The 22,098-nt window shown below is 68.5% G+C and carries 20 protein-coding genes; 6 read left to right on the top strand and 14 right to left on the bottom strand.

All coding sequences use genetic code 11. From position 1 onward, the window contains the following. Window positions 1-61 precede the first annotated feature (61 nt). The 6 genes from D6T64_RS09665 to D6T64_RS09640 all read right to left on the bottom strand — a co-directional run bounded on the left by D6T64_RS09665 (window position 62) and on the right by D6T64_RS09640 (window position 8,971). Window positions 62-4,108: a DUF7933 domain-containing protein gene (locus D6T64_RS09665; RefSeq protein ID WP_147364515.1), complete on the bottom strand. Its 4,047-nt coding sequence runs from the start codon at window positions 4,106-4,108 to the stop codon at window positions 62-64. A gap of 622 nt (window positions 4,109-4,730) precedes the next feature. Then, window positions 4,731-5,069 carry a P-II family nitrogen regulator gene (locus tag D6T64_RS09660; protein ID WP_119974519.1) on the bottom strand — a complete coding sequence of 113 codons (339 nt, stop codon included), beginning with the start codon at window positions 5,067-5,069 and terminating at the stop codon, window positions 4,731-4,733. Window positions 5,070-5,114: 45 nt separating this feature from the next. Beyond that, complete coding sequence (locus D6T64_RS09655; RefSeq protein ID WP_233551009.1) at window positions 5,115-6,368, bottom strand: ammonium transporter; 1,254 nt, start codon at window positions 6,366-6,368, stop codon at window positions 5,115-5,117. 37 nt (window positions 6,369-6,405) lie between these two features. Then, window positions 6,406-7,425 (bottom strand): heme-dependent oxidative N-demethylase family protein, encoded by a 1,020-nt coding sequence (locus D6T64_RS09650; protein WP_119974518.1) that lies wholly within the window; start codon window positions 7,423-7,425, stop codon window positions 6,406-6,408. Further along, entirely contained in the window at window positions 7,425-8,429 is a 1,005-nt protein-coding gene (locus D6T64_RS09645; RefSeq protein WP_119974517.1) for a PDR/VanB family oxidoreductase, read from the bottom strand. The genes D6T64_RS09650 and D6T64_RS09645 overlap by 1 nt, the downstream gene beginning before the upstream one ends. Then, complete coding sequence (locus tag D6T64_RS09640) at window positions 8,426-8,971, bottom strand: dimethylamine monooxygenase subunit DmmA family protein (RefSeq protein WP_119974516.1); 546 nt, start codon at window positions 8,969-8,971, stop codon at window positions 8,426-8,428. The genes D6T64_RS09645 and D6T64_RS09640 overlap by 4 nt, the downstream gene beginning before the upstream one ends. A 216-nt stretch (window positions 8,972-9,187) precedes the next feature. Between D6T64_RS09640 and D6T64_RS09635 the strand changes: the two genes are divergently transcribed. From D6T64_RS09635 to D6T64_RS09620, 4 genes are read left to right on the top strand one after another with little or no spacing between them, the layout of a single operon-like run. Then, entirely contained in the window at window positions 9,188-9,589 is a 402-nt protein-coding gene (locus D6T64_RS09635; protein WP_119974515.1) for a cupin domain-containing protein, read from the top strand. A 10-nt stretch (window positions 9,590-9,599) separates the two neighbouring features. Beyond that, window positions 9,600-10,109: a dimethylamine monooxygenase subunit DmmA family protein gene (locus D6T64_RS09630; RefSeq protein ID WP_119974514.1), complete on the top strand. Its 510-nt coding sequence runs from the start codon at window positions 9,600-9,602 to the stop codon at window positions 10,107-10,109. Then, window positions 10,106-11,098 (top strand): PDR/VanB family oxidoreductase, encoded by a 993-nt coding sequence (locus D6T64_RS09625; RefSeq protein WP_119974513.1) that lies wholly within the window; start codon window positions 10,106-10,108, stop codon window positions 11,096-11,098. The genes D6T64_RS09630 and D6T64_RS09625 overlap by 4 nt, the downstream gene beginning before the upstream one ends. Beyond that, on the top strand, window positions 11,095-12,165 hold the full coding sequence (locus D6T64_RS09620; RefSeq protein ID WP_233551008.1) for a heme-dependent oxidative N-demethylase family protein: 1,071 nt from the start codon (window positions 11,095-11,097) through the stop codon (window positions 12,163-12,165). The genes D6T64_RS09625 and D6T64_RS09620 overlap by 4 nt, the downstream gene beginning before the upstream one ends. Window positions 12,166-12,255: 90 nt before the next feature. Here the strand turns inward: D6T64_RS09620 and D6T64_RS09615 are convergent, their stop codons facing one another. The 8 genes from D6T64_RS09615 to glnT are packed head-to-tail and all read right to left on the bottom strand — an operon-like array spanning window position 12,256 to window position 20,412. After that, complete coding sequence (locus D6T64_RS09615) at window positions 12,256-12,846, bottom strand: helix-turn-helix domain-containing protein (protein ID WP_119974512.1); 591 nt, start codon at window positions 12,844-12,846, stop codon at window positions 12,256-12,258. A 9-nt stretch (window positions 12,847-12,855) separates the two neighbouring features. Next, window positions 12,856-14,163 carry an allantoate amidohydrolase gene (locus tag D6T64_RS09610; protein WP_119974511.1) on the bottom strand — a complete coding sequence of 436 codons (1,308 nt, stop codon included), beginning with the start codon at window positions 14,161-14,163 and terminating at the stop codon, window positions 12,856-12,858. After that, window positions 14,163-15,335, bottom strand: coding sequence for an FAD-dependent oxidoreductase (locus tag D6T64_RS09605; RefSeq protein WP_119974510.1), 1,173 nt, complete (start codon window positions 15,333-15,335; stop codon window positions 14,163-14,165). The genes D6T64_RS09610 and D6T64_RS09605 overlap by 1 nt, the downstream gene beginning before the upstream one ends. A gap of 34 nt (window positions 15,336-15,369) precedes the next feature. Further along, window positions 15,370-15,996: a HutD/Ves family protein gene (locus tag D6T64_RS09600; protein WP_119974509.1), complete on the bottom strand. Its 627-nt coding sequence runs from the start codon at window positions 15,994-15,996 to the stop codon at window positions 15,370-15,372. A gap of 20 nt (window positions 15,997-16,016) precedes the next feature. Further along, window positions 16,017-17,345 carry an FMN-binding glutamate synthase family protein gene (locus D6T64_RS09595; protein ID WP_119974508.1) on the bottom strand — a complete coding sequence of 443 codons (1,329 nt, stop codon included), beginning with the start codon at window positions 17,343-17,345 and terminating at the stop codon, window positions 16,017-16,019. 26 nt (window positions 17,346-17,371) lie between these two features. Continuing rightward, a complete protein-coding gene (locus tag D6T64_RS09590; RefSeq protein WP_119974507.1) occupies window positions 17,372-18,076 on the bottom strand; it encodes a GltB/FmdC/FwdC-like GXGXG domain-containing protein in 705 nt (234 codons plus the stop codon). Further along, complete coding sequence (locus D6T64_RS09585; protein ID WP_119974506.1) at window positions 18,073-19,002, bottom strand: class II glutamine amidotransferase domain-containing protein; 930 nt, start codon at window positions 19,000-19,002, stop codon at window positions 18,073-18,075. The genes D6T64_RS09590 and D6T64_RS09585 overlap by 4 nt, the downstream gene beginning before the upstream one ends. A gap of 39 nt (window positions 19,003-19,041) precedes the next feature. Further along, entirely contained in the window at window positions 19,042-20,412 is a 1,371-nt protein-coding gene (gene glnT / locus D6T64_RS09580; RefSeq protein ID WP_119974505.1) for a type III glutamate--ammonia ligase, read from the bottom strand. 291 nt (window positions 20,413-20,703) lie between these two features. Between glnT and D6T64_RS09575 the strand changes: the two genes are divergently transcribed. Both D6T64_RS09575 and D6T64_RS09570 read left to right on the top strand, forming a co-directional pair. Further along, entirely contained in the window at window positions 20,704-20,991 is a 288-nt protein-coding gene (locus tag D6T64_RS09575) for a hypothetical protein (protein WP_147364514.1), read from the top strand. Between the two features lie 106 nt (window positions 20,992-21,097). Then, on the top strand, window positions 21,098-22,098 hold a 1,001-nt coding region (locus D6T64_RS09570; protein WP_233551007.1), incomplete at its 3' end, for a nitronate monooxygenase.

Raw genomic sequence — 22,098 nt, 5'->3', positions numbered from 1 at the left:
ATGAGTGAGGTGCGGGTCGTAAAGGTGAGGTGAGTGGGAATGCGTAGAAAGAGCAGGAACGTCAGACGGGAAGGGCGGGAGCGTGCGTCCACCGGAAGGTGCCTCGAATTCGTCGACGCCTGTGCCACATCGAGAGGGCGAATGCCAGAATGAGCAGCAATCCCCCTCCGATGTAGAACGCGTCGGCGCTCGTGCCGCCGGTGAGGGGCAATCGTGTGGGCTCCACGGGGGCGTTGACGAAGCGGTAGACCGCCGTCTGACCGGCCGCCGGAGCGGAAATCGTTCGTGACGACACCGGGGTCCACGCCGACCCTGTCAGCTGTTCGAGACGGAGTTCCTGGTAGGCGAGCCGCCCTGCCGGATCGACGGCGGCTTCCGAGAACGTGTAGCTGTGGAGCGGTCTCACGTCGAAGGTGTTCGCCGGGTTGCCGGCGGTGACGTACTCGGCGCCGAGCCGGCTCTCCGTTGCCAAGACCCCGCCGGTCAGCGCTGCCGGTGTCGCGGTGACCCTCCAGTCCGGGGCCTGGAAGCCCGTCTGTGGGTTCTGCACCTGAGTGAGCAGGGTGATGGATGCCGTCGCGTTCGTCACCGTGCAGGTGATCGTGGCGCTGGTGGTCGGGATGACGTCTCCCGCGTCAGTGACGTCGATTGTGGCGCCCGTTCCCGTGAGGCATTGCCAGGTGTCGGTCTGCACATAGGTTCGCGGACCGCCGGCTTCGGCCAAGCGGTAGGCAACACCGGGAGTGACGGGAATTCCCGAGGCTGCAGCCGTGCCCGAGCGCCCGGAGGGCCCGGGCAGTGCACCAGTGGGGCCGGTGGCGCTCAGGGTCCAGTCCGTCGGCAGTGCGGACCCGAAGGCCACCTCCTTCACGAGCGTGAGGGATGCCGTTGGCCGGTTCACGATCGTGCATTCGATCACCGAAGAAGGGGTTATTGCCGTGAGGCTGGCACTGAAAATCGACCCGGCCTGAGTGAAGGTGGCCGGGCGGGTCGCGCCGTTCACCGTGCACGAGCCGCTGACGAATGCGAAGCCCTCCTGCTGGACCTCCGAAACGACGACCGTTGCCCGTGACGCCGCCCCGCCGAACAGCACCGTCCAGCTAGCCTGGCCGGCAGCATCCGTCTGCTGTCTCGACGCCCCGCTCGGCAGGACCGTCGCGGTGCCCGTGGTCGCCGCCGCCGTCGTGCCCACGCTCCAGTCGACGCCGGGGCGGGTGAGGCCCGAGAACTCTCGGATGGTCTTCGTGATCCGTACGCTCGAGACCGGAGACGGAGAGTTGAAGTACGTGCAGTTCACGTTCGCGCTGAGCCTGTTCGGCATCGTGACGGTGCCGGTGGTGGTGGTGCCTGCGCTCAGTCGCACACCGTCGACCCAGCACTCGTAGATTGTCGTGTACGCACTGATGGCGGAGCCGGCAGCCATGGTTTCGGAGATCGTGATCGTGTTGCCGATCGAGGTGGGGAAGGGCCCGATCTGCGCGATCTGCCGCCCGGTGGTCGTGCCGGTCGTCGTTGCCGTGGCAAACACTGTCAGCGGCGACCCTGCCGACGCCGTCAGCGTGAACTGGTCGCTCGCAGCCTGACGCCCGACCACGTTCTTCTGCACAGTGATCGTCGGCGGCGATGAGCAGCCCGCGAGGTCGACGGAGTTGACGGCGACGCGCGGCGTGCCGTTCACCCGGCGCCACGTCGTGGCGTCGAACTCGTAGACGCTGCCCGCGTTGGACAGGTAGACGGTGCCGCGTGGCGAGAACGCGATACCGTTGACATTGGCGAAGGCCGCGTCCGTGCCGGTCAACGGCTTGGTCGTCGACGCGCTCACCACAAGCGTGCCGCCGGATGCCGCGGCGAGCGTCTCGGCGGTGACCGTGTAGATCGTTGCGCCGCTCGTGGAGTTGACCGTGGCCGCGCCGACCACGTACAGGTTTCCGCGAGCGTCAAATGCCATGTCACCGTTGCCGTTCGGGGCTGCGCCGGTGGGGACTGCACCGACGAAGGCGAAGCGGGTGGCGGCAGGGTTCGATTCGGTGAAGCTCCAGAGGTAGAACTGCGAGTTAGCGAAAGTGCCAAAGAGGTAGCGGCCGCTCGCCAGGTCGATCGCGCCGGCGACGATGCTGCCATCGACCTGAGCCCCGCCCGCCACGGTCGTATAAGAGGTGTTCACCAGCTTTTGATAACCGGAGCCCGGAGTCCACTTGAGAATCGAAGCCACGTCGCTCCCATCGGCCGACCGGTCGAGCGCGTAGGCGATATTTCCGTCCGAGCCGACGCCGAGGGCGTTGGCCGCCGTTGCGCCCGCCCAGGTACCGACCGGAGCGAGAAGCCCCGAGACGATGTCGCCCTGCTCCAGTGCACCGGCGGCCGTTATCGAGTAAAAGTGGTTCGTGTCACAAACAAGGCGTGCCGTCTGTGTGATGTTTGTGAAGGTGCAGACGACTTCGGTCCCCACTTCGTCGGGAACGGTGATCGTGCCCGATGCTCCGGAGCCGGACGCGATCACAGTGCCAGCCCGGGTGCACTCGTAGGCGTTGGAGTAGCCGAGGCCTGCGCCGGAGGTTTGTGTCTCGTGGATTGTGTAGGTCGAACCGGGCTGCACAACCGAGCGGCTGATCTGCGCGGCTTGGATTCCGGTGGCGGTGCCGGTGGTTGTGGCCGATGCGAGCACCGTCGTTCCCGTTCGCAGTGACAGGGTGAACTGGTCGGCCGTCGCCGTGCGCGCCGGCAGGTTCTTGCGCACTGTGATGGTCGTCGCGGCCGCGACTGTGAGGCTGGTCGGCGGTGAGGTGATGAGTCCCGAGGGGGTCACGGTCCCGCTGGCGTACGTTCCGGCACCGCCTGCCACCACGGCGACGGAGATCGTGCACGAGCTTGCGCCCGCAGGAAGGTCTCCACCAACTGCCGCGATACTGCCCGAACCCGCCACGCCCGTGACGCTGAACGCGCTACCGGCAGCATTCGTGCACGTGCCCGCGACCGTCGGGTTCGGTGCCACCGCAAGCCCCTGAGGGAGCGCCGTCGAGAATCCCCAGTCCGTTTTGGCGAACAGGTCCGTGGTGTTGGTGATCGTGTAGGTCAGGGTCGTCGGGACCGTCGCGGTGGCTGCCGCCGGATCGAAGGCAACGTCGAGGGCGGGCGTGACATCGAGCACCCGGATGTTATCGACGCCGAACCCGCTGCCCGTACCCGTCACCGTGTCCAGGAGCTGCACCTGAGAGGCGGAGATCTGCGCGGGCGTGAGGAGTGCGGTGTTCGAACCGTTGTAGGTCGCCGCACGGACGGAGGCCGACCACGCGGGGTCGACGATGCCAGAGACTGTACCAAAAGTAGGAAGGGTCGGGGACGTGTAGAAGACACTGCCCGTACTCGTGCAGGGAACGACGGGAGACGGGAAACCGGCCAGAAGTGTCGTCGTACCCGAGACCAGGTTCAGCGAGAGCGACGCGTTGTTTGTGCCGCACCGTGTGCCGACGGCACTCATCCCCAGCGCGTAGTACCGCGAGTCCGGGGCTCTCACGCCGATTCCGCCCGTGGACTGGACCACGGTCGTGCCGCCCGAGACCGTGGCGTAGGGAAGCGAGACAAGCGCGTGGTTGCCCTGTGTGCCGGAGGCGGTGGAACCGTTAGCCGGTGATGAAGCGGAAGTGGAGCCGATCACACCCGCCGAGACCTGGCCGAGCACGTCGGCCATGCGTCGAGTGTCGCGTGCAGCGAGTGAGGACTGCCCGGAGCCCCCGATTTGTTGGGTAGGGCAGAACGCAGAGTTCGGGTATTGCGCCAGATAGTTCAGAAGAACTCCCGTGCAGCTGGGTCCGTTTCTCCAGCCTGTCGACGCCGTGTACTGGCCCCCGGAGTAGGCGGGAAGTCCGCTGGCGGCGTTCGTCAGTCCCTGTTCGAAGGACTCGATCCACACTTGGCGGGGCGCCTCGGAAACCCCCGCGGCAGCAATACCAACCTCGGCAAAGGTGTCGAACTGGGCAGGCAACGCGGCGGCAGCCGATACCGACCCGCCCAACACGACCGCATAGGCGACCGCGGCGGCGACAACGCGGATGCCGCGCCGCGCGCTCGATCGGACAATGGCGCGCCGCAGGCCGTTCGAATGTTCCAACAGGGCAGCGCCCCCTCTCGGTGAGTAGTCTTTTGGACGTGTGGGTTCGTTGGCCGACGGGCATCAGGGCGGCGATCCAAAAGAACACAAAGCTCTCCCTGCGGCGCAGCTTGGCGCTGATGACAATCCCCGCATGAACGCAGAGGAGCGTGCCCATCGTGTCCCCTGTATTGCGCTGCCCGACCGGCAGCGCGGGACGGGGGCTTGAGGGGCTCTTCAGACCGCTGAGAAAATCTTCGGACGGATGCCGACCGCGGCGTTCGCGGGTTGCCCACCGTGGTCTCGGCGCAACCGGAGCATGTCAGACGGTAGCGCAGCCCGGAGGTGAATCCCGCTACGGCGGAATTCGGAGCGAGCTTGGCAGTGGGGGCAGGTCATCATCATGGCTTGATCTCCAATCAGTAGAACCCCATTGTGGCAGGACAATACCGTTGGAGGATATGGCTTTATGGGGCTCTTCTACCCCCATTTCAAGGTCGGAGCTGGGGACGTGCACAGTGCGTGGAACCGCCTCACAGGCCCGGTTCGACAGTTCTGCGCTGTTCGATATGCTCGGCCCCGAACGGCCAGAAATCCGCTCCGGCGCTGCGGAGCGGATTTCAGGACCCGTGGGTGCGCCGGCTCAGACCGCAGCGACCCCGCGCTCCCCCGTGCGCACCCGCACGATCTCGGAGACCTCGGTCACCCAGACCTTGCCGTCGCCGATCTTGCCGGTGTGGGCGGCGGCGATGATCGTGTCGATCGTCGCGTCCGTGTCATCCTCGGTGACGACGACGTCGATGCGCACCTTCGGGCGGAAGGCGATGTTGTACTCCGCCCCGCGGTAGATCTCGGAGTGGCCTTTCTGGGCGCCGTAGCCGCTGACCTCGGTGACGGTGAGCCCGTTCACGTGCATCGCGGAGAGGGCTTCGTGCACGGCGTCGAGGCGGTGCGGCTGGATGATCGCGGTGATGAGTTTCATGGTGAGTCCTGTCTGAAGAAAAGGGCCGGACGATTCGGGGTGGGGTTAGACGCGCTCGGAGACGTAGGCCGTCTCGGCGTGCAGCGTCACGTCGAGACCGGCGTACTCATCTTCCTCGCTGACGCGCAGGCCGATCGTCTTGTTCAGGCCCCACGCGATGGCATAGGTCATCACGAAGGAGTAGGTGCAGGTGACCGTGATCGCGACGAGTTCGCGCCAGACGATATCGAGGTTGCCGCCGAACAGGATGCCGGTGATGCCGGCGGGAGCGGCGGAATCGGCGAAGAGCACGACGCAGATGACGCCCACGACGCCGCCGACACCGTGCACGGCGAAGGCGTCGAGGGTGTCGTCGATGCCGAGCTTGGTCTTCCAGGTCAGGGCGAGGCAGACCACGGCGCCGGAGGCGATGCCCACGAGCAGCGCGCCGATCGGGTCGACCGCGTCGGCCGAGGGCGTGATGCCGACCAGCCCGGCGATGGCACCGGATGCCATGCCGAGCGTCGTCGCCTTGCCGTTGCGGATCTTTTCGATCAGGCAGAAGCCGATGATGCCGGCCGACCCGGCAAGCAGCGAGGTGAGCACGACGTACTGGGCGAGAAAGTTCGCTCCCGCGGCGGAGCCGCCGTTGAAGCCGTACCAGCCGAACCAGAGGATGCCGGCGCCGAGCACGACCATCGGCAGGTTGTGGGGGCGGTGCGCGGCGGACTTGCGCTTGCCGAGCACCATCGCGAGGGCGAGGGCGGCAACGCCGGCGTTCATGTGCACCGCGGTGCCGCCGGCGAAGTCGTGCAGTTCGATGACGTTGCGCAGCCAGCCACCGACGTAGCCGGACTCCGGGTCGCTGAAGGTGAAGACCTGGTGGGCCAGTGGAAAGTAGACGAGCGTGAGCCAGAGCGCGGAGAACAGGATCCAGGCGCCGAATTTCATACGGCCGGCGGCGCCACTGGCGACGATGGCGATGGTGATCGCGGCGAAGAGGATGAAGAACGCCGCCCAGTAGAGGCCCTCGGCCCCGCCGGTCTCGAGGTCGGTGACGAAGGTCTGCAGGCCGAAGAATTCGAGCGGGTCCCCGATGATGCCGAGGCCTCCCCACGAGTTTCCGGACACCATGCTGTAGCCGTAGAGCACATACAGCACGCTCGTCACGGCGAGGGAACTCATGACCATCATGAGCATGTTGAGGATGTTCTTGGTGCCGAGCATGCCGCCGTAGAACATGGCGAGGCCGGGGAACATGAGTGAGACCAGGGCAAAAGCGGCGAGGAGCCAGGCGAGGTCGGCTGCAGGCATTGTCATCTCCAGTTGTGTGAACGGGGCAAAAGGATGGGAAGGGTTAGGAGCGAAGCCAGGCGGCGGCATCCGCTTTATGGCCGAGGAAGCCCTTGTAGGCGGCCATGTCGTCGGGAAGCTCGGCGAGCACCTGTGCGAGCTGGTCGCGCCATACGGGCACGGTCTTGATCTCGGCAAGGGAGGCCATGAAGGTGCGGATGCAGAAGGTGATCGCACCCGACATCGGCAGCCGCACGAAATGCTCGAGCTCGATGCGCAGCTGCAGCGTGCCGAAGTCGCGGCGCTGCACGAGCTGGGGCAGGTCGTCGGTCCATTCGGGAAACTCTTCGAGGCTGATGTCGAGTTTGCGGGAGCCGGAGGCGGAGAGGGTCCAGTTGGCGCGGCGGTAGAGCTTGTCGGCGGGCAGCTGCATCAGAAACTGTTCGGCGCGGCTGGTCATGCCCTCGCCGGTCATGCGCGGCACCGGACCGTGGATTTCGCGAAAGTTCATGCCGACGTCGAAGGTGACCGACCAGGCGGCCGCGAAGGTGACCAGGCCGGCGTCGAAGAAGAGCTGGCCGTCGCGTTCCTTGACGAGCAGCAGGTCATCGGGCACCTCGCGGCCGAGGAAGGTCAGCGGATCGACCGAAAGGGTCGTGAGGTCGCCGAGCACGAAGTGCTGGTCGGTGCCGAGCACGGTGTTGGTCCAATGGAATTTGGCGCCGTCGGGGTCTTCCTCGAGGTGCATGATCTCGGGATAGGACACGGCGAGGTCGCGCAGGTAGTACAGCAGCAGGTCCCAGCAGGCGGGCATCATGCCGGTGAGGATCTGGGCGCGCCCGGGGTCGGCGTCGAGGATGCGGCGGCGTTCGGCCATGATCACCGGGTAGTCGGCGCCGCCGAGGTCGACGAGGTGCACGCCCCACACGCCGGCGGCGGTCCGGTGCGGGGTGCGGCCGGGCTCGACGTTCACCGAGTAGCGAAAGGCGGTGAGGTCGTCGGGGAACGGCCACGGCAGGTTGGACAGGTGATCGACGGCCGGTTCGGCGGCGACGACGGGGTGCAGGGCGGGTGCGGTGGTCATTAGAGGTCGACCTCGATTTCGTCGCCGCGCGAGACGCAGCAGAGCATGGATGTGTGGGCAGATTTTTCCTGTTCGGAGAGCACGTAGTCGCGGTGTTCGATGGTGCCCGAGCGCACCGGGATGCGGCACTCCCCGCAGACGCCGCGGCGGCAGAGGTTCGCCACCGGCACGCCGTGCTCGAGCAACGCCTCGAGCAGGCTGACGCCGGCGGCAACCTCGAGGCGGGCTCCGGTCGAGGCGATCGTCGCGGTGAACGGCAGGCCCGGCTCCTGCGGCGGCACCTCGAAACGTTCGGAGTGCAGGCGTTCGAACGGCCAGCCGGCCTCGGCGCCGAGCTCGAGGTAGGTGTCGAGCAGCGACACCGGTCCGCAGGCGTAGGCGTGGGTGCCCATCGGCTGGGCGGCGAGGCGCTCTCGCAGCAGGGCGGCGGCATCCGTCTGATTGTGCGCCTCGAAGAGGGTGATGGCACCGGAGTGGGCGAGCTGGCGCAGGTCGTCGACGTGGGCGCCGTGGCCGGGACGGTAGACGTAGACCACCTCGGCGGGCCGGCCCCAGCGGGCGGCGGCCCGCGCGTGGGAGAGGATCGGGGTGACCCCGATGCCGCCGGCCACGAGCAGGGACGCTCGGGCGGTCGTGAGCGGCGCGAACAGCGAGCGCGGGCCCTCGACCGAGACGCTCGAGCCGACCCTGAGGGTGTCGTGCAGCCAGGCCGAGCCGCCGGATGCGTCCGGCTCACCCGGGTCGCGGCGCAGCACCGAGATGGCGTAGCCGAGGGGGTTCACGCCGTCACCGACGAGGGAGTACGTGTTGCGCACGGCGCCGGCGGTCACGATGAGGTGGCTGCCGGGTTCGTAGGACACCAACCGGCCACCGTTCGGATCGGCGAACTCGAAGTGGGTGATGGTGTCGGTCAGGCGGGTGATCGCCGTCACGGTGAGCTCGCGCAGCCGGGTCTCCGACGACGGATGCGCGTGGACCGACGGCGTAGGCGCGAGCAGACTCATGCCGCCACGGCCAATTCCCGGCGCAGCTCGACGGGCGCCGGCGCCACCATCGAGGCGAGGAAGCTGCCGCGAATCTCGGAGCTGTGCGCGTGGATCTCGACGAGGCGCTCGCAGCCGGGGCAGGTCACTTCACCGCCGGGCGTGCCGGAAACGCGGCTGGTCTGCCGGCAGTGCGCGCAGTAGAGGGGCAGGTCGCGGGTGTGGGTGACCAGGCAGCGCAGCTCGGGCGGCAGAACACCAAGGGAGCGCGAGAGGGCGAGGGCCTGCAGCACGTCGTACTGGCCGCCGACGATGTAGACGCGCGTTCCGACGCGGCTGGCGCTGAGGGCAGCACCCAAGGCGGCGGCCGGTTCGGCGCAGAACTCGGCGAAGGACAGCACCGTTGTCGGCGCGAGGGCCTGGGCCCGCCCAATGACGGCGGCGGCGGCGGCCTCGGCCGGGCCTCCGAGGCAGACGATGGTGTGCGCGGTTCCCGTGCTGTCGAGCTCTGCACTGGGCCACTGCGGGAGACTGCGGGCCGGCGGATGAACGATGAGTGTCATGCAACTATGTTTACTGCTATTCAACGTTTCGATGTTTCACCGAGGTAAATTCGGGGTTCCAATCACCGGCGACCACCCCCGTTCGAGCAGGAATCGGGTTGAATCGAGGGGATTTAACACGGTGGAAACCTACGCCGAGTTTCCTGAGAGTAATCATTGGTTACGCAAGTTCAACCGGTCGGTGTTTCCACCGATCACGTCTGAAGGAGACCACGCATGACACTCGACACCACGCTCCCCACCGCCGAACTCAACGGCACCCTCACCAGGGCCGGCGGCATCCACAAGGTCGAAAATGCTTTCATCGGACTGCCGAGCATGAATGAGCCGGGCTCCGAAGCGTTCATCGGCGACGCCCTCGCGAACCCCGAAGGCGCCACCATCTGCTCGGGATTCTTTGAACTCAAGGCCTCCGCCCCGCTCGTCTATACCTACACCTACGACGAGATGAAGGTCGTCGTCGAGGGCGAGTTCATCCTCACCGACCAGGCCACCGGCGAGACCACCCGCGCCAAGGCCAAGGACGTGCTCTTCTTCCCGAAGGGCACCACCGTCAAGTTCGAGACGGATGACTACGCCCTCGGCTTCTACGTCGGCGCCCGCACCTTCGCCCCGTAACGATTCCCCCATGACCTCCACCTTCACGAGCGTTCCGCGTCCCGTTCCGGGCGCGCTGCTCGCCACGGCCCGCGAACTGCTCGTGGTGTCGTTCGGAGACGACGGCCGTGCGGCCGCGATGGACACCTGGCCGCGCGGCTCGCACCTCGCCGCGCGCTGGTGCGAGTTCGCGGCCGCCCGGGCGGACACCGCGGCCCTCACCCGGCTGCGCAGCATGCTCGCCACGTCCACGGTGGGCTTTCGCCTGCTACTGGCCGGCCCCGAAACGGATGTCTACCTTGCCCGGGCGACCGCCCTGGACTGCGGCGCCCTCGACGAGGAGCTCACCCTGGTGGTCACCTCGAGTGACGAGCGCCAGGTGCTGTGTGCCCACTGCAAAACCCTGACCGAGACCACCGAACCGATCGGAGGCACCGTGCGCTGTGCCGGCTGCGACGCCCTGATGCTGATCTACCACCACTACTCCCGGCGCACCGCGTCATATCTCGGTTTCATGGTCAACGCGGAGGAGCTCGCATGAGCGCGGTCCTGGCCGGCGAGGCCCCCGCGACGCACCCGCTCGCTCCCCCCATTCCGAACGCGCTCGGCCTCACGCTGTCCCGGATCGACGATCTCACCCCGCAGATTCGAGCATTCACCTTTCGCTCGCCGCACGGCGCGGTGCTGCCCGAGTTCGTGCCCGGCAGCCACATTCTGGTTCGCTGCGGCGAACTCACCAACGCCTACTCCCTGACCGGGACCGGCGTGCATCCGCTCGAATACACGATCTCGGTGTTGCGGCTGCCCGATGGGGCGGGCGGGTCGCTCACCCTGCACGCGCTGAAGCCGGGCGACACCGTGCAGGTGTCCCCGCCGCGCAGTGCCTTCGCTCCGGTCGCCACCGCGAAGCACCACCTCTTGGTCGCGGCCGGCATCGGAATCACCCCGATGTTGTCGCACCTCGCGGCGGCCCGGGAATGGAACCGTTCGGTCTCGGTGCTCTACTCCTACCGTGCCAGCGCCGGCGCGCACCTCGACGCCGTGCGCGCGCTCAGCGCCCCGCACCTCGTGGAGAGCACCACCAGGGACGACTTTCGCCGCACCCTGGAGCAACACCTGCGCTCGCAGCCGGTCGGCACGCACCTGTACATCTGCGGTCCGCAGGGCTACACGGATGCCGTGCTGCTCGCGGCCGCGGAGGCCGGCTGGCCCGACAAACGCGTGCACTTCGAACTCTTCGGGGCCGCCGCCCTCGACCCGGGCGACCCGTTCACCGTCACGCTCGCGCGCAGCGGCCGCACGCTGCCGGTCGCCGCCGGGCAGTCCCTGCTCGAAGCCCTCGAAGCGGCGGGTACCGCCGTGCCGAACCTCTGCCGCCGCGGAATTTGCGGGGAGTGCGCCCTGCCCGTGGTGGCCGGAAAGCCGCTGCACCGGGACCTGTACCTGAGCCCCGAAGACAAAGCCGCCAACGACACCATCATGTGCTGCGTCAGTCGCGGCCACGCGAACGAACTGGAGCTCGACCTGTGACCCTGTCCCCGCCCCTGCCGACGACCGCGCCGACGGATGCGCCCGCCGCGCCCGCAGCATCCGCAGCATCCGCCGGAACCACAGCATCCGCTTTCTCAGACCGACCGATCGCGGCGCGGGCCGTGACCCTGCCGTTCCCGTTTCCCGCCGACCAGTATCGGTACGGCACCAACGTCGAGGCGGCGCCGCGATTCGTGCCCACCGAAGCCGGTGGCTGGGGATCCCGAATCATCGACATCGACGGGGACTACCAGCAGGAAATCGCCGAGCGAGGCCGGATTCTGCAGCACGACCCGAGTCGATGCCAGACGCTCCCCCATATGCGTCCCGCGGTATGGGACACCATCACGATGCTGCTGCCCATTCTCGCCGCGGAATATCCCGACGTGATGGCGTACACGCGAGAGGGCAGCCACTGCACCTGGAGCAACGACCTACTCGGCCTGCAGCTCGAATTCACCGTGGGCGACGATTCCACCCTCGGCGTCGACCCGCTCGAATTCATCAGCGGGCAGATCCAGGACGACATCGCCCTGCTCGACGAACGCGAGGGAGCGCTCTGGCTCGACGCCGGCGTGGTCACCTTCGCGGCCGACTGGTGCCTCGGCTTCGACGTGGGCATGCGCTTCGCCGAGATCCACGGGCCGGTGCCGCGGGTGAGCGCGGAGCGAATCGTGAGCCGGGCCGAACAGTTTTTGATGCACCTGCAGCCGGGCGAGAAGTATCGCCGCACCAACTGGAGCATGACGGTGGACCGTCGCCTCGACACGAGCACCGATGTCTATCCCGAGTGGGGGCGTGACCGTCGCCTGGTCGAGGACGACCCGAACTTCGCTGAGCGGATGCATCTGCGCGTGGAGGTGCAGCACCTGATTCGGCTGCCGACATCCGGTGCCATTCTCTTTCTGGTGCGCACCTACCTGATCTCGCTCGCCGAGATCGCCACCGTGCCGGCCTGGCGGGAACGGGTCGGCCGGGTGCTCGAGGAATTGCCCGAGGACATGGCCGACTATAAGGGCCTCACCCGGTTTCGCCATCAGGCCGCCGCCTGGCTGCTCGCTCCCTGAGCCGTACTTCTTCCGCGAGTGAGCAGTTTGTGCACTTCCCGGGCTCGGGAAGTGCAAAAACTGCTCACTCGCGAGAATGTGTGCGGGGGCTTAGGGGGCGGTGATCGCGAGGAAGGTGATGGGGAGCGAGATCAGCTTGAGGGGGCCGTGGGGGCCCTCACCGTCGAGCAGCAGGGAGTCGCCGGGGTGCATCGTGTACTCGTAGGCGCCGTGGCCGTAGACCATGATCCCGCTGATCATGTACAGGAATTCGGTGCCCGGATGCTGGAACAGCGGAAAGATGTCTGAGGCGTCCGTGAGCGTGACCAGGGTCGGTTCGATCGCATCCGACCGGCCCTTCAACGTGCCGAGCACCCGGTATTCATGGCCGTGCTGGGTGCCGCTGCGCACGCTCAGGCTACCCTCGCCGGCCTTGGTGAAGGTCGCGTCGCGATCGGTGTCGGCGCCGCGGAACAGGGCCGTGACCGGCACGTTCAGTCCCTCGGCGAGGCGCTGCAGGGTCGTCAGCGAGCACGAGGTGCTCGCGCTCTCCACCTTGCTGATCATCGCTTTCGACAAGCCCGTACGCACGGCCAGGTCGGCCGAGGACAGGCCGGCCTCACTGCGGTAGTAACGCACCTGGGTGGCGATGACGCGCTCCAGGGCACCGGGAAGAGTCTGAGAATCGACGATGTCTGACACCCTCCGATCTTAGACAGTCTCCCGAGCAGTGTCGGTGACAGGCGATATAAGCAGGGCCTCGAGCGCGTCGGCGAGGGCCGCGGCGCCGGCTTCGGCGTCGCTGTCTTCCACGTATTCCTCGGGTGAGTGCGAGATCCCCGACGGGTTGCGCACGAACAGCATCGCGGTCGACACGAAGCCGCTGAGAATGGCCGCATCATGGCCGGCGCCGGTGTCGAGCACCGGGGCCCCCGGCAGCACGGTGGCCAACCGATCGCGCAGGGCCGGGTCGAAGTGCACGGTGGCGCTCAGGGACTCTTCGGTGAGGGTGACCGTGCAGCCCTCCTCGGCAGCGATCAGCTCTGCTCCGGCATGGATCTCGGCGACAACGGATGCCGTGACCGCGTCGTCCATGTGCCGCGCGTCGAGCCACAGGTCGACCCTGCTCGCGATGACGTTGGTGCCGCCGGGAACGGGCTGCAGCCGACCGACCGTGGCGCGGGCCCGCGGGTGCGCGCGGGCGGTATCGCGCACGAGTACGACCAGACGGGCCGCGGCCACCATCGGGTCTTTGCGGTCGGCCATCAGCGTGGTTCCGGCGTGGTTGCCCTCCCCCGAGATGCTCAGCTTCCAGCGGCCGTGGCCGAGCACGGCGCTGCCGATGCCGACCGGCTGGTGCGCGTCGATGAGGCCGCGGCCCTGCTCGACGTGCAGTTCGACGAAGGTACCGATGCGGGCCAGCGCCTCGGGGTCGGCGCCGACGAAACGCGGGTCGAGGCCGTTGCGGGCGGCGACCTCGGCGAAGCTGTCACCGTTCAGGTCGGTGAGCGACCGGGCACGGTCGGGGTCGATCGTGCCGGCCAGGAGTCGGGAGCCGAGGCAGGCGACCCCGAAGCGCGAGCCCTCTTCTTCGGGGAACACGGTGAGGGCGAACGGGCGCACCGGGCGTACGCCGCGGGCCCGCAGCAGGTCGACGGCGACGAGCGCCGAGGCAACCCCGAGCGGGCCGTCGAAGGCGCCGCCCCCGGGCACCGAGTCGAGGTGGCTGCCCGTGACGACCGCCGGCGCCGACGTGTCAACCGGGGGCTCGCCGGGCCACCAGGCCCAGATCACCCCGTTGCGGTCGGTGTCGACCTGCAGGCCGCGCTTGCTCGCCTGGGCCAGGTACCAGGCTCGCAGGTCGTGCTCGGCGGACGAGAACACCGGTCGGGAGTAACCGCCGCGCACCCGGTCGACGCCGATTGCGGCGATTTCGGCGAGCAGGCCGGTGACGGTGTCCCCACCGGCTACTGGCAGGGCGGGGGCAGCAGCGGCATCCGCTTCGCGGGTTTCGGTCATTATTCGGCCCGGCCGGCGGCGGCGAGCCCGGCGACGCGGAACTGCGCCGGAACCTCGCCGATTCCGGTCGCGAGGTCGGCAGCGAGGCGGCCGATCTCGGGGGCGAACTTGGCGCCGTGGCCCGAGCACGGCGACAGCACGGTGATGCCGTCGACGCGGTCGAGGATGAAGTCCTCGGTGGGGGTGTTCGTGAACAGGCAGGTTGTTTCGGCGTAGGGCTCCGGCACGACCCCGGGCAGGTACCGGCTGACGTAGTCGACGACCCGGGCGCGGTTGCTCGGATCCATCAGGCCGTCCTGGTCGGCGGCCGACGATAGGCGTTTGCCGCCGTTGTATTCGGCGACCTTCTGGCCGTGGAAGCCGGCGTCGCGGCCGCCCGGCAGCCCGTAGACCTGCATGCCGGGCATCTTGTGGATGAAGGTCGGCCAGGCCGGCGTCGATCCGGGAGCCGCCGGCTGGTCGCGGTAGGGAAAGTGGTAGGCCTGTTCCTGCCGCACCTCGAAGGCCGGGATCTGGGCGAGGAAGCCGGCCGGGAGGGCCAGGTTTTCGAGAAGCTGGGGCAGCCAGCCGCCGGCACTGACGATGACGTTCTCGGCGTCGAGGGTCGCCCCGGTCGTCGAGACGACCCGGTACCCGCCGGTCGTGCTCTGCACGGCGGCCACGGGCCAGTCGTTCAGCAACCGAGCCCCGTGCTCCACGGCGAGCCGCACCATGGTCGTCACGGCGGTCTCGGCGTCGATGACGCCGGCCCCCGGGTGCCACAGCACCGGGGTGTCGAAGGCGATCTGCGGCCACCGCGAGCGTGCCTCGGCCGCGCTCAGCAGTTCGTGTTCGATGCCGCGGGCTTCGAGGATGGTCGCGAGCTGCGCCGGGTTGCGGTCGGCGCCGTAGTCGACCGACCCGGTCGGGGTGATCAGCGGGGTGCCGCCGAGGCGGGCGAGTTCGTCCCAGCCGATCTTCGACTGCTGTACGAGGCCGGTGTAGAACTCGTCGGGGTAGGCATAGCGAAAAATACGGGCGGACCCGTGCGAGCTGCCCGCATCGTTGGCGGGGTGCGACCGTTCGACGATCGTCACCTCGTGACCGCGGCTGGCCAGCTGCCAGGCGGTGGCCGCACCGGCGAGGCCGGCCCCGATGACGACGTATTTCGATGCGTTCGTTGTGGCACTCATGCGGGCATGCTCCTTGACGTTGGTTTCACTCTAGCTAGCGGGTCGGACGAATTCGGACTTCCGCCACGGTGGCGGCGGAGCAGTGCGCGGTGCAGCGGATGCCGCGGGTCGGCGCGTTCCAGTGCAGGGAGTCGTAGCGGCCGAGCGTGCGGCCGGAGCGCGGAGTGATGGTACCGCCGAGCACAACGACGGCGACCAGCTCGGGATCATCCCAGGCAACGGGGCCGTCCAGTTCGACGACCGTGAGCTCGCCCTGCCACTGGCCGCGCCGAGTCATCAGGTTCAACGCCCGGCCGCCGCCGACCGCCGGAGTCGACACCACGCGGGCTTCACCGGGAAAGGACAGCACCACGGCGCTTTGCAACTGGTGCGCGGTGCCGTCGACGTCGAGCTGCAGCGCGGCAGCCGAGGTGAGGAGAAAGTGCCGGTCGACCCCGGGAAACAGGGAGAACAGCGCGGTCTGGGTGAGGTCGGCGATGCTGAGGCGCCAGCCGAAGGCATCCGCTGCCTGGCCCGACGGGTTTGACGGGACCGGGCCGACACCGGGCCGGGGCGCAGAGCCCGGCCCGGTCGCCAACTCGCGGGTGTAGCCGCCGCCGTTCTGCCACGCCGTCACCGGAACGCTCGCGAAGGCGAGGCGGTGCACACTGCTCGGATGCATGACGGCGGGACCCCGAAGACCTAGTAGCCGGTGCTGCCGGGGATCCACGAGGTGCCGGCGAGCGGCACCCGGGCCATGGCGGCGGCCTCCACCGTGAGCGCGACGAGGTCTTCGGGCTCGAGGTGATGCAGGTGCGCCTTGCCGCAGGCCCGCGCGATGGTCTGCGCTTCCAGGGTGAGCACCCGCAGGTAGTTGGCGAGGCGACGGCCGCCCTCGATCGGGTCGAGGCGGCTGGCCAGCTCAGGATCCTGCGTGGTGATCCCGGCCGGGTCCTTGCCATCCTGGAAGTCGTCGTAGAAGCCGGCCGCGGAGCCGAGCTTCTCGTACTCGGCCTGGTAGCGCGGGCTGTTGTCACCGAGGGCGATGAGCGCGGCGGTGCCGATCGCGACGGCATCGGCGCCGAGCGCAATGGCCTTGGCCACATCGGCGCCCGAGCGGATGCCGCCACTCACGATCAACTGCACCTTGCGGTGCATGCCCAGCTCTTGCAGGGCCTGCACGGCCGGGCCGATCGCGGCGAGGATCGGGATGCCGACGTTCTCGATGAAGACCTGCTGGGTGGCGGCGGTTCCGCCCTGCATGCCGTCGAGCACGACGACGTCGGCGCCGCTCTTCACCGCGAGCGCGGTGTCGTAGTAGGGGCGGCTCGCGCCGATCTTCACGTAGATGGGCTTGCGCCAATCGGTGATCTCCCGCAGTTCGGCGATCTTGATGGCGAGGTCGTCGGGCCCGGTCCAGTCGGGGTGGCGGCTGGCCGAGCGCTGGTCGATGCCGACCGGGAGGGTGCGCATGCCGGCGACGCGTTCGGTGATCTTCTGGCCGAGCAGCATGCCGCCGCCGCCCGGCTTGGCGCCCTGGCCGAGCACGATTTCGATCGCGTCGGCCTTGCGCAGGTCGTCGGGGTTCATGCCGTAGCGGCTGGGCAGGTACTGGTAGACGAGGTTCTTGGACTGCCCGCGCTCTTCGGGGGTCATGCCGCCGTCGCCGGTGGTGGTCGAGGTGCCGGCCTCGGTCGCGCCGCGGCCGAGGGCCTCCTTGGCGTTGGCGGAGAGAGCGCCGAAGCTCATGCCGGCGATCGTGATCGGGATGGCGAGCTTGATCGGCTCGAGGGCGTTCAGCCCGCCGAGCGTGACGTCGGTGCCGCACTTTTCGCGGTAGCCCTCGAGCGGGTAGCGGGACATGCTCGCGCCGAGAAAGAGCAGGTCATCGAAGTGCGGCAGCGCGCGCTTGGCGCCCCAGCCGCGAATGTCGTAGATGCCGGTTTCGGCGGCGCGCTGGATGTCGTTGATGACCGCGCGGTCGAAGGTGGCCGACTCGCGGAGGCCCTGGCTGGCGTAGCTGGAAGTCATGGTGTGTCCTCTGGGTGCGAGTGCGGTTAGTAGGAGTGGGAGTTGGCGGCGGCGAAGTGGTACAGCGTGCGGGCCGAGCCGTAGCGCTTGAACAGCGCCGGGTCGTCGTCGCGGCCGGCGGCGAGCAGTAGCTCGGCCAGTTCGGCGAGGTGCTCGGCGCGCAGCGGCTTTTCGATGCAGTCGGCACCGAGGGAGCCGACCGCGCCCTGCACGTAGATGCGGGCCTCGTAGATGGAGTCGCCGAGGCCTTCGCCGGCGTCTCCGCAGACGACGAGCCGGCCGGCCTGCGCCATGAACGCGGAGGCGTGGCCGATGTCGCCGCCCACCACGATGTCGACGCCCTTCATCGAGATGCCGCAGCGGGCGCCGGTGTTGCCGTCGACGATCACGAGGCCGCCGTGTCCGGTGGCGCCGGTCGCCTGGGAGGCATCCCCGGTGACGTGCACCGTGCCCGACATGATGTTCTCGGCCAGTCCCACGCCGGCGCTGCCGTGCACGGTGACCTTTCCGCGCTGGTGCATGCCGGCGAAGTAGTAGCCGACGTGCCCGTTGACGGTCACCTCGAGTTCACGGTCGATGCCGACGGCGATGTTGTGAGCACCGGCAGGGTTGTCGACGACCCAGCTGGTGGCATCAGCGGCCTGGTGCAGGGCCGCGTTCAGCTCGCGCACGGTGCTGGCGGCGAGGTCGACGGTCTGGGTCGGGGCGAGGGTCGCGCTCAAAATTGTCACAGGGTCACCAGTTCTTTGGTCGAGTCGAGGGTCCAGGTGTAGACGATGCCCGGGGCGGGCTCGAAGATGCGGGCGTTCTCGATGCCCGGGAGGTGCGCCAGGGCGCGGTATTCGCTGGCCATGGCGACCCAGGCATCCGTTTCGGCGATGATCGCGGGCTTGCACGCGATGGGGTCGCGCACGACGGCCATGCTCGTCGGGGTCGTGACGACCAGGGTGTAGAAGCCGTCGAAGACCGTGCCGAGCTTCTCAAGCGCGGTCGTGAGCGAGTCGCCGTCAGCCATGCGCCAGGCGATGTAGCGGGCGGCGACCTCGGAGTCGTTCTCACTGTCGAAGGTGACACCCTCGGCGCGCAGCTGGCGGCGGATGGTGGCGTGGTTGCTGAAGGATCCGTTGTGCACGAGGCACAGGTCGTCCGCGACGGTGAAGGGGTGCGCGCCCGAGGCGGTCACGGCCGATTCGGTCGCCATCCGGGTGTGCGAGAGGCCTTGGCTGCCCGAAATGCCCTCGAGGCCGTACTGCGCGGCGAGGTCGAGCGGGTGTCCGGTGCCCTTGAGCACGGCGACGTGTTCGCCGCGACCGGCGACGTGGGCGGTCGGCAGCAACTCGGCCACACACGCTTCGAGGGCAGCGGATGCGACGCTCGCGTTGACGAGGGTCGTCTCGCCGAACATCCGCACGGCGACCTCGGTGCCGGCGGGCAGCGCGCCGCGCAGGGCGGCGGCAAGCTCCTCGGGCTCGAGCGTGACGTCGAGCAGCGTCACGGTGCTCGTGCCCGTGGGGGTGAGTCCCGGGTCGCCGTAGAGGGCCATGCCGGCCGAGTCGAGGCCGCGGTCGACGATGCCGCAGAGCATGCCGTGCATCAGCTCGCCGAGGCTGCCGCGCAGCGCCGGGTCACGCAGTTGAAGAGAAGCGATTCCGCACATTCGGTGTCCTGTCTTGTGTCTGGTGTGAAGCGGGGGGGGTCAGTACGCGGTCAGGTAGGTCTGGATTTCCCAGTCCGTGACCGTGTTGTGCCAGCTGAGGAACTCCTCTTCCTTCGCGTTGGCGAAGTACTCGCCGACCGGGTGGTCGGTGCCGAAGCTGTCGAGCAGCATCCGGTCGCGGCGCAGGGCCTCGACGGCGTGCAACAGGGTCTGCGGCAGCATGGCGGAGGTCGCACGCGACTCCCCGGGGCCGCACGGGTCCCCCGGGTCGGTGTGGGAGTCGAGCCCGTCGATTCCGGCCGACACCGTCGCCGCGATGGCGAGGTAGGGATTGGCCGAGCCGTCGCCGGCGCGCAGCTCGAGGCGCTTGTTGTCGGGCACCCGGATGAAGTGGGTGCGGTCGTTGCCGCCGAAAGTGGCCTTTTTCGGCGACCAGGTCGCCCCGGAGGCGCTCGTCGAGGCGCCGCGGCGCTTATAGGAGTTGACCGAGGGGGCGAGGAACGCCTGCAGGCCCGAGGCGTGGTTGAGGATGCCGCCGATGAAGTTGTACGCGGTGTCGGAGAGGCCGAGGCCGCGGGCATCCGTCTCATCGGGAAAGACCGGGTCACCGTCGGCCCAAAGCGAGAAGTGGAAGTGCAGGCCGCTGCCGGCCCGGTCGGCAAAGGGCTTGGGCATGAACGTCGCCGTCATGCCGCGCTGTTCGGCCAGCACGCTGATCAGGTAGCGCAGCGTGACGACGCGGTCGGCGGTGATCAGGGCGTTGTCGTAGGTGAAGTTCTGTTCGAACTGGCCGGCGGCGTCCTCGTGGTCGTTGGCATAGTTGCCCCAGCCGAGCGTGTTCATGGCGTCACTGACGGCGGCGAGGTGGTCGAACATGCGTGTCACGCCGCGGGCGTCGTAGCAGGTGCGGGCACCGTCGTCACGGGTGTCGGCGGTGACGATATCGCCATTGTCGTCCTTGGTGACGAGGAAATACTCCACCTCGGCGCCGACCTTCGCCTCGAAGCCCTTCTCGGCGAGCGCGGCGAGCGCCCGCTTCAAAATAACGCGCGGGGCGTAGGGCCAGGGTTCGCCGTTCACGTGCGGGTCGCAGTGCACGATGGCCAGGCCCTCGCGCACGAACGGGATGGGGATATAGGAGTCGAGGTCGGGGATCGCGATCAGGTCCGAATCCTGCGGGCGCTGGCCGATCAGGCCGGCCGCGAAACCGGCGAAACCGAGGGCGCCCTCCTGCAGTTCGTCGGCGGCGGCGGTCGGCACGAGCTTGGCGCACGGCTTGCCGTTCATGTCGACGAAGACGGCGAGGATGAAACGCACGCCGTCGGCCTCGGCGCGCTCACGCAGGGAGAGCACGGCCGGCGCGGCGACCGGGGCAGGCGATAGGTCGTGAACTGCGGCGAGGATTGTCATTCGTGGGTCTCTCCTGGATGTTGGAATTGACTGTCAGTGAATGGTGTTGCTTCAGAGTAACCACACGGTCGGGTCGACGGCCACCCTCGCGTGTTACAAGCGTGTAAATCCGGCCCTCCCGACCGGGGGCCATCTGCCCTGACGGCGGGGCAAGAGCAGAGAATCCCTCACCTACCACACTTCGCCCGCGGTTGGCTACCCCACGGAATGGGGAGGACATCAGCCTGTCTATCCCCACTAACCTGAAGCCATCGTTCCGCACCAACCGTGTCGGCGATAGGACGGACTATCGTGAAAATGCTCGAAGCTGAATGCCCCAAGTGCCAGCAGACCGTGTGGATTACGTCCGACACGCGCTTCGCGACGTATCACTCGGTGGGCAACCCGCCGATGGACTGCCCCGGCTCACGCACCATCATCCCGGTACCCCCGACCCCGGCCGCCGTGCGCCGCGCCCTGCGCGAGGCTGCCCGCGCTGCCGCCATCGCGGCGAGCCCGCGCCGCCAGAAAAATGAGGCCCTGCGGGCGAGTCGGGCCCTGCAGGAGAGCCAGCAGGGCCAGCACCGCCAGGCCAGCTGAGCACTTCTCCTGTCGCCGACAGCGCGGTCGACGACAGGAGAGACCCCTCGCCCTCCATCGCGTGCGTGATCGCGCGTGGCGTGGCGCGCGTCCTCCATACTGGAGGGTGTTCACTTTTCGCGAGTTGCCCCTGCCCATCGTGCAGGCTCCCATGGCCGGCGGCCCTTCCACCCCCGAGCTCGTTGCCGCGGTCGGTGCCGCGGGCGGCTTCGGTTTTCTCGCCGCCGGGTACCTGAGCGCCACGCAACTGGCCGCCGATATCGCCCGCACGCGAACGCTGACGGATGCGCCTTTCGGCGTGAATCTGTTCGTGCCGCAAGCTTCCGTCGCGAAGATCGCCGAGTTGCAGGCTTACCGTCTCGAACTGCTGCCGGAGGCCGCCCGCTACGGGGTCGAGCTTCCCGAGCTCGTTCTCGAGGCGTCCGAAGCGGATGGCGTCGACAACGACGACTGGGACGCCAAACTCAGCGTTCTCGAAGCGAGCGGCCCGGCCGTGGCCTCGTTCACCTTCGGGCTGCCGCCGATCGCGGTCGTGGAACGACTGCACACCGCCGGAATCGTGGTCGTCGCGACGGTGACCTCGGTTGCCGAGGCCGTGCAGGCCGTCAACGTGGGCGTCGACGTGCTCTGCGCCCAGGGCCCGGGCGCCGGAGGGCACCGGGGAACGTTCGACCCGGCCGCAACACTGGCCACCCAGCCGCTCGAACGCCTGCTCGACAGCCTGGTCGCGCTGACCGAACTGCCGATCATCGCTGCCGGCGGAATCGCCAGCAGCGCCGACGTGCACCGCGTGCTCAGCCACGGCGCCGTCGCCGCGCAGGCCGGAACCGCGTTTCTGCAGGCACCCGAGGCCGGCACCAAACCGGCCCACCGGGCCGCGCTCGGCTCGGCGGAGTTCGTCGACACGGCCGTGACCCGGGCATTCTCGGGCCGCGCCGCCCGCGGACTGGTCAACCGTTTTCTGCAGGCGCACGCCACCGCGCCGCTTGGTTACCCGGAGGTCAACCGGTTGACCGGCCCGCTGCGCGCCGCGGCCGCGGCCGCCGGGGACCCGCACGGCATGGCGCTCTGGGCTGGCACCGGGCACCGGCTCGTGCGGGCCCGGCC

This window comes from Cryobacterium melibiosiphilum (assembly GCF_003602235.1).
Lineage (GTDB): Bacteria > Actinomycetota > Actinomycetes > Actinomycetales > Microbacteriaceae > Cryobacterium > Cryobacterium melibiosiphilum.
The sequence above is the reverse complement of the archived record's forward strand: the minus strand, read 5'-3'. Positions and strand labels throughout refer to the sequence as shown.

Coding starts and splice junctions, on each gene's coding strand:
- D6T64_RS09630 (WP_119974514.1), top strand. CDS start 9,600: ATGACCTCCACCTTCACGAGCGTTCCGCGTCCCGTTCCGGGCGCGCTG.
- glnT (WP_119974505.1), bottom strand. CDS start 20,412: ATGACAATCCTCGCCGCAGTTCACGACCTATCGCCTGCCCCGGTCGCC.
- D6T64_RS09600 (WP_119974509.1), bottom strand. CDS start 15,996: ATGCATCCGAGCAGTGTGCACCGCCTCGCCTTCGCGAGCGTTCCGGTG.
- D6T64_RS09655 (WP_233551009.1), bottom strand. CDS start 6,368: ATGACAATGCCTGCAGCCGACCTCGCCTGGCTCCTCGCCGCTTTTGCC.
- D6T64_RS09605 (WP_119974510.1), bottom strand. CDS start 15,335: ATGAGTGCCACAACGAACGCATCGAAATACGTCGTCATCGGGGCCGGC.
- D6T64_RS09585 (WP_119974506.1), bottom strand. CDS start 19,002: ATGTGCGGAATCGCTTCTCTTCAACTGCGTGACCCGGCGCTGCGCGGC.
- D6T64_RS09625 (WP_119974513.1), top strand. CDS start 10,106: ATGAGCGCGGTCCTGGCCGGCGAGGCCCCCGCGACGCACCCGCTCGCT.
- D6T64_RS09660 (WP_119974519.1), bottom strand. CDS start 5,069: ATGAAACTCATCACCGCGATCATCCAGCCGCACCGCCTCGACGCCGTG.
- D6T64_RS09650 (WP_119974518.1), bottom strand. CDS start 7,425: ATGACCACCGCACCCGCCCTGCACCCCGTCGTCGCCGCCGAACCGGCC.
- D6T64_RS09640 (WP_119974516.1), bottom strand. CDS start 8,971: ATGACACTCATCGTTCATCCGCCGGCCCGCAGTCTCCCGCAGTGGCCC.
- D6T64_RS09645 (WP_119974517.1), bottom strand. CDS start 8,429: ATGAGTCTGCTCGCGCCTACGCCGTCGGTCCACGCGCATCCGTCGTCG.
- D6T64_RS09635 (WP_119974515.1), top strand. CDS start 9,188: ATGACACTCGACACCACGCTCCCCACCGCCGAACTCAACGGCACCCTC.
- D6T64_RS09595 (WP_119974508.1), bottom strand. CDS start 17,345: ATGACTTCCAGCTACGCCAGCCAGGGCCTCCGCGAGTCGGCCACCTTC.
- D6T64_RS09610 (WP_119974511.1), bottom strand. CDS start 14,163: ATGACCGAAACCCGCGAAGCGGATGCCGCTGCTGCCCCCGCCCTGCCA.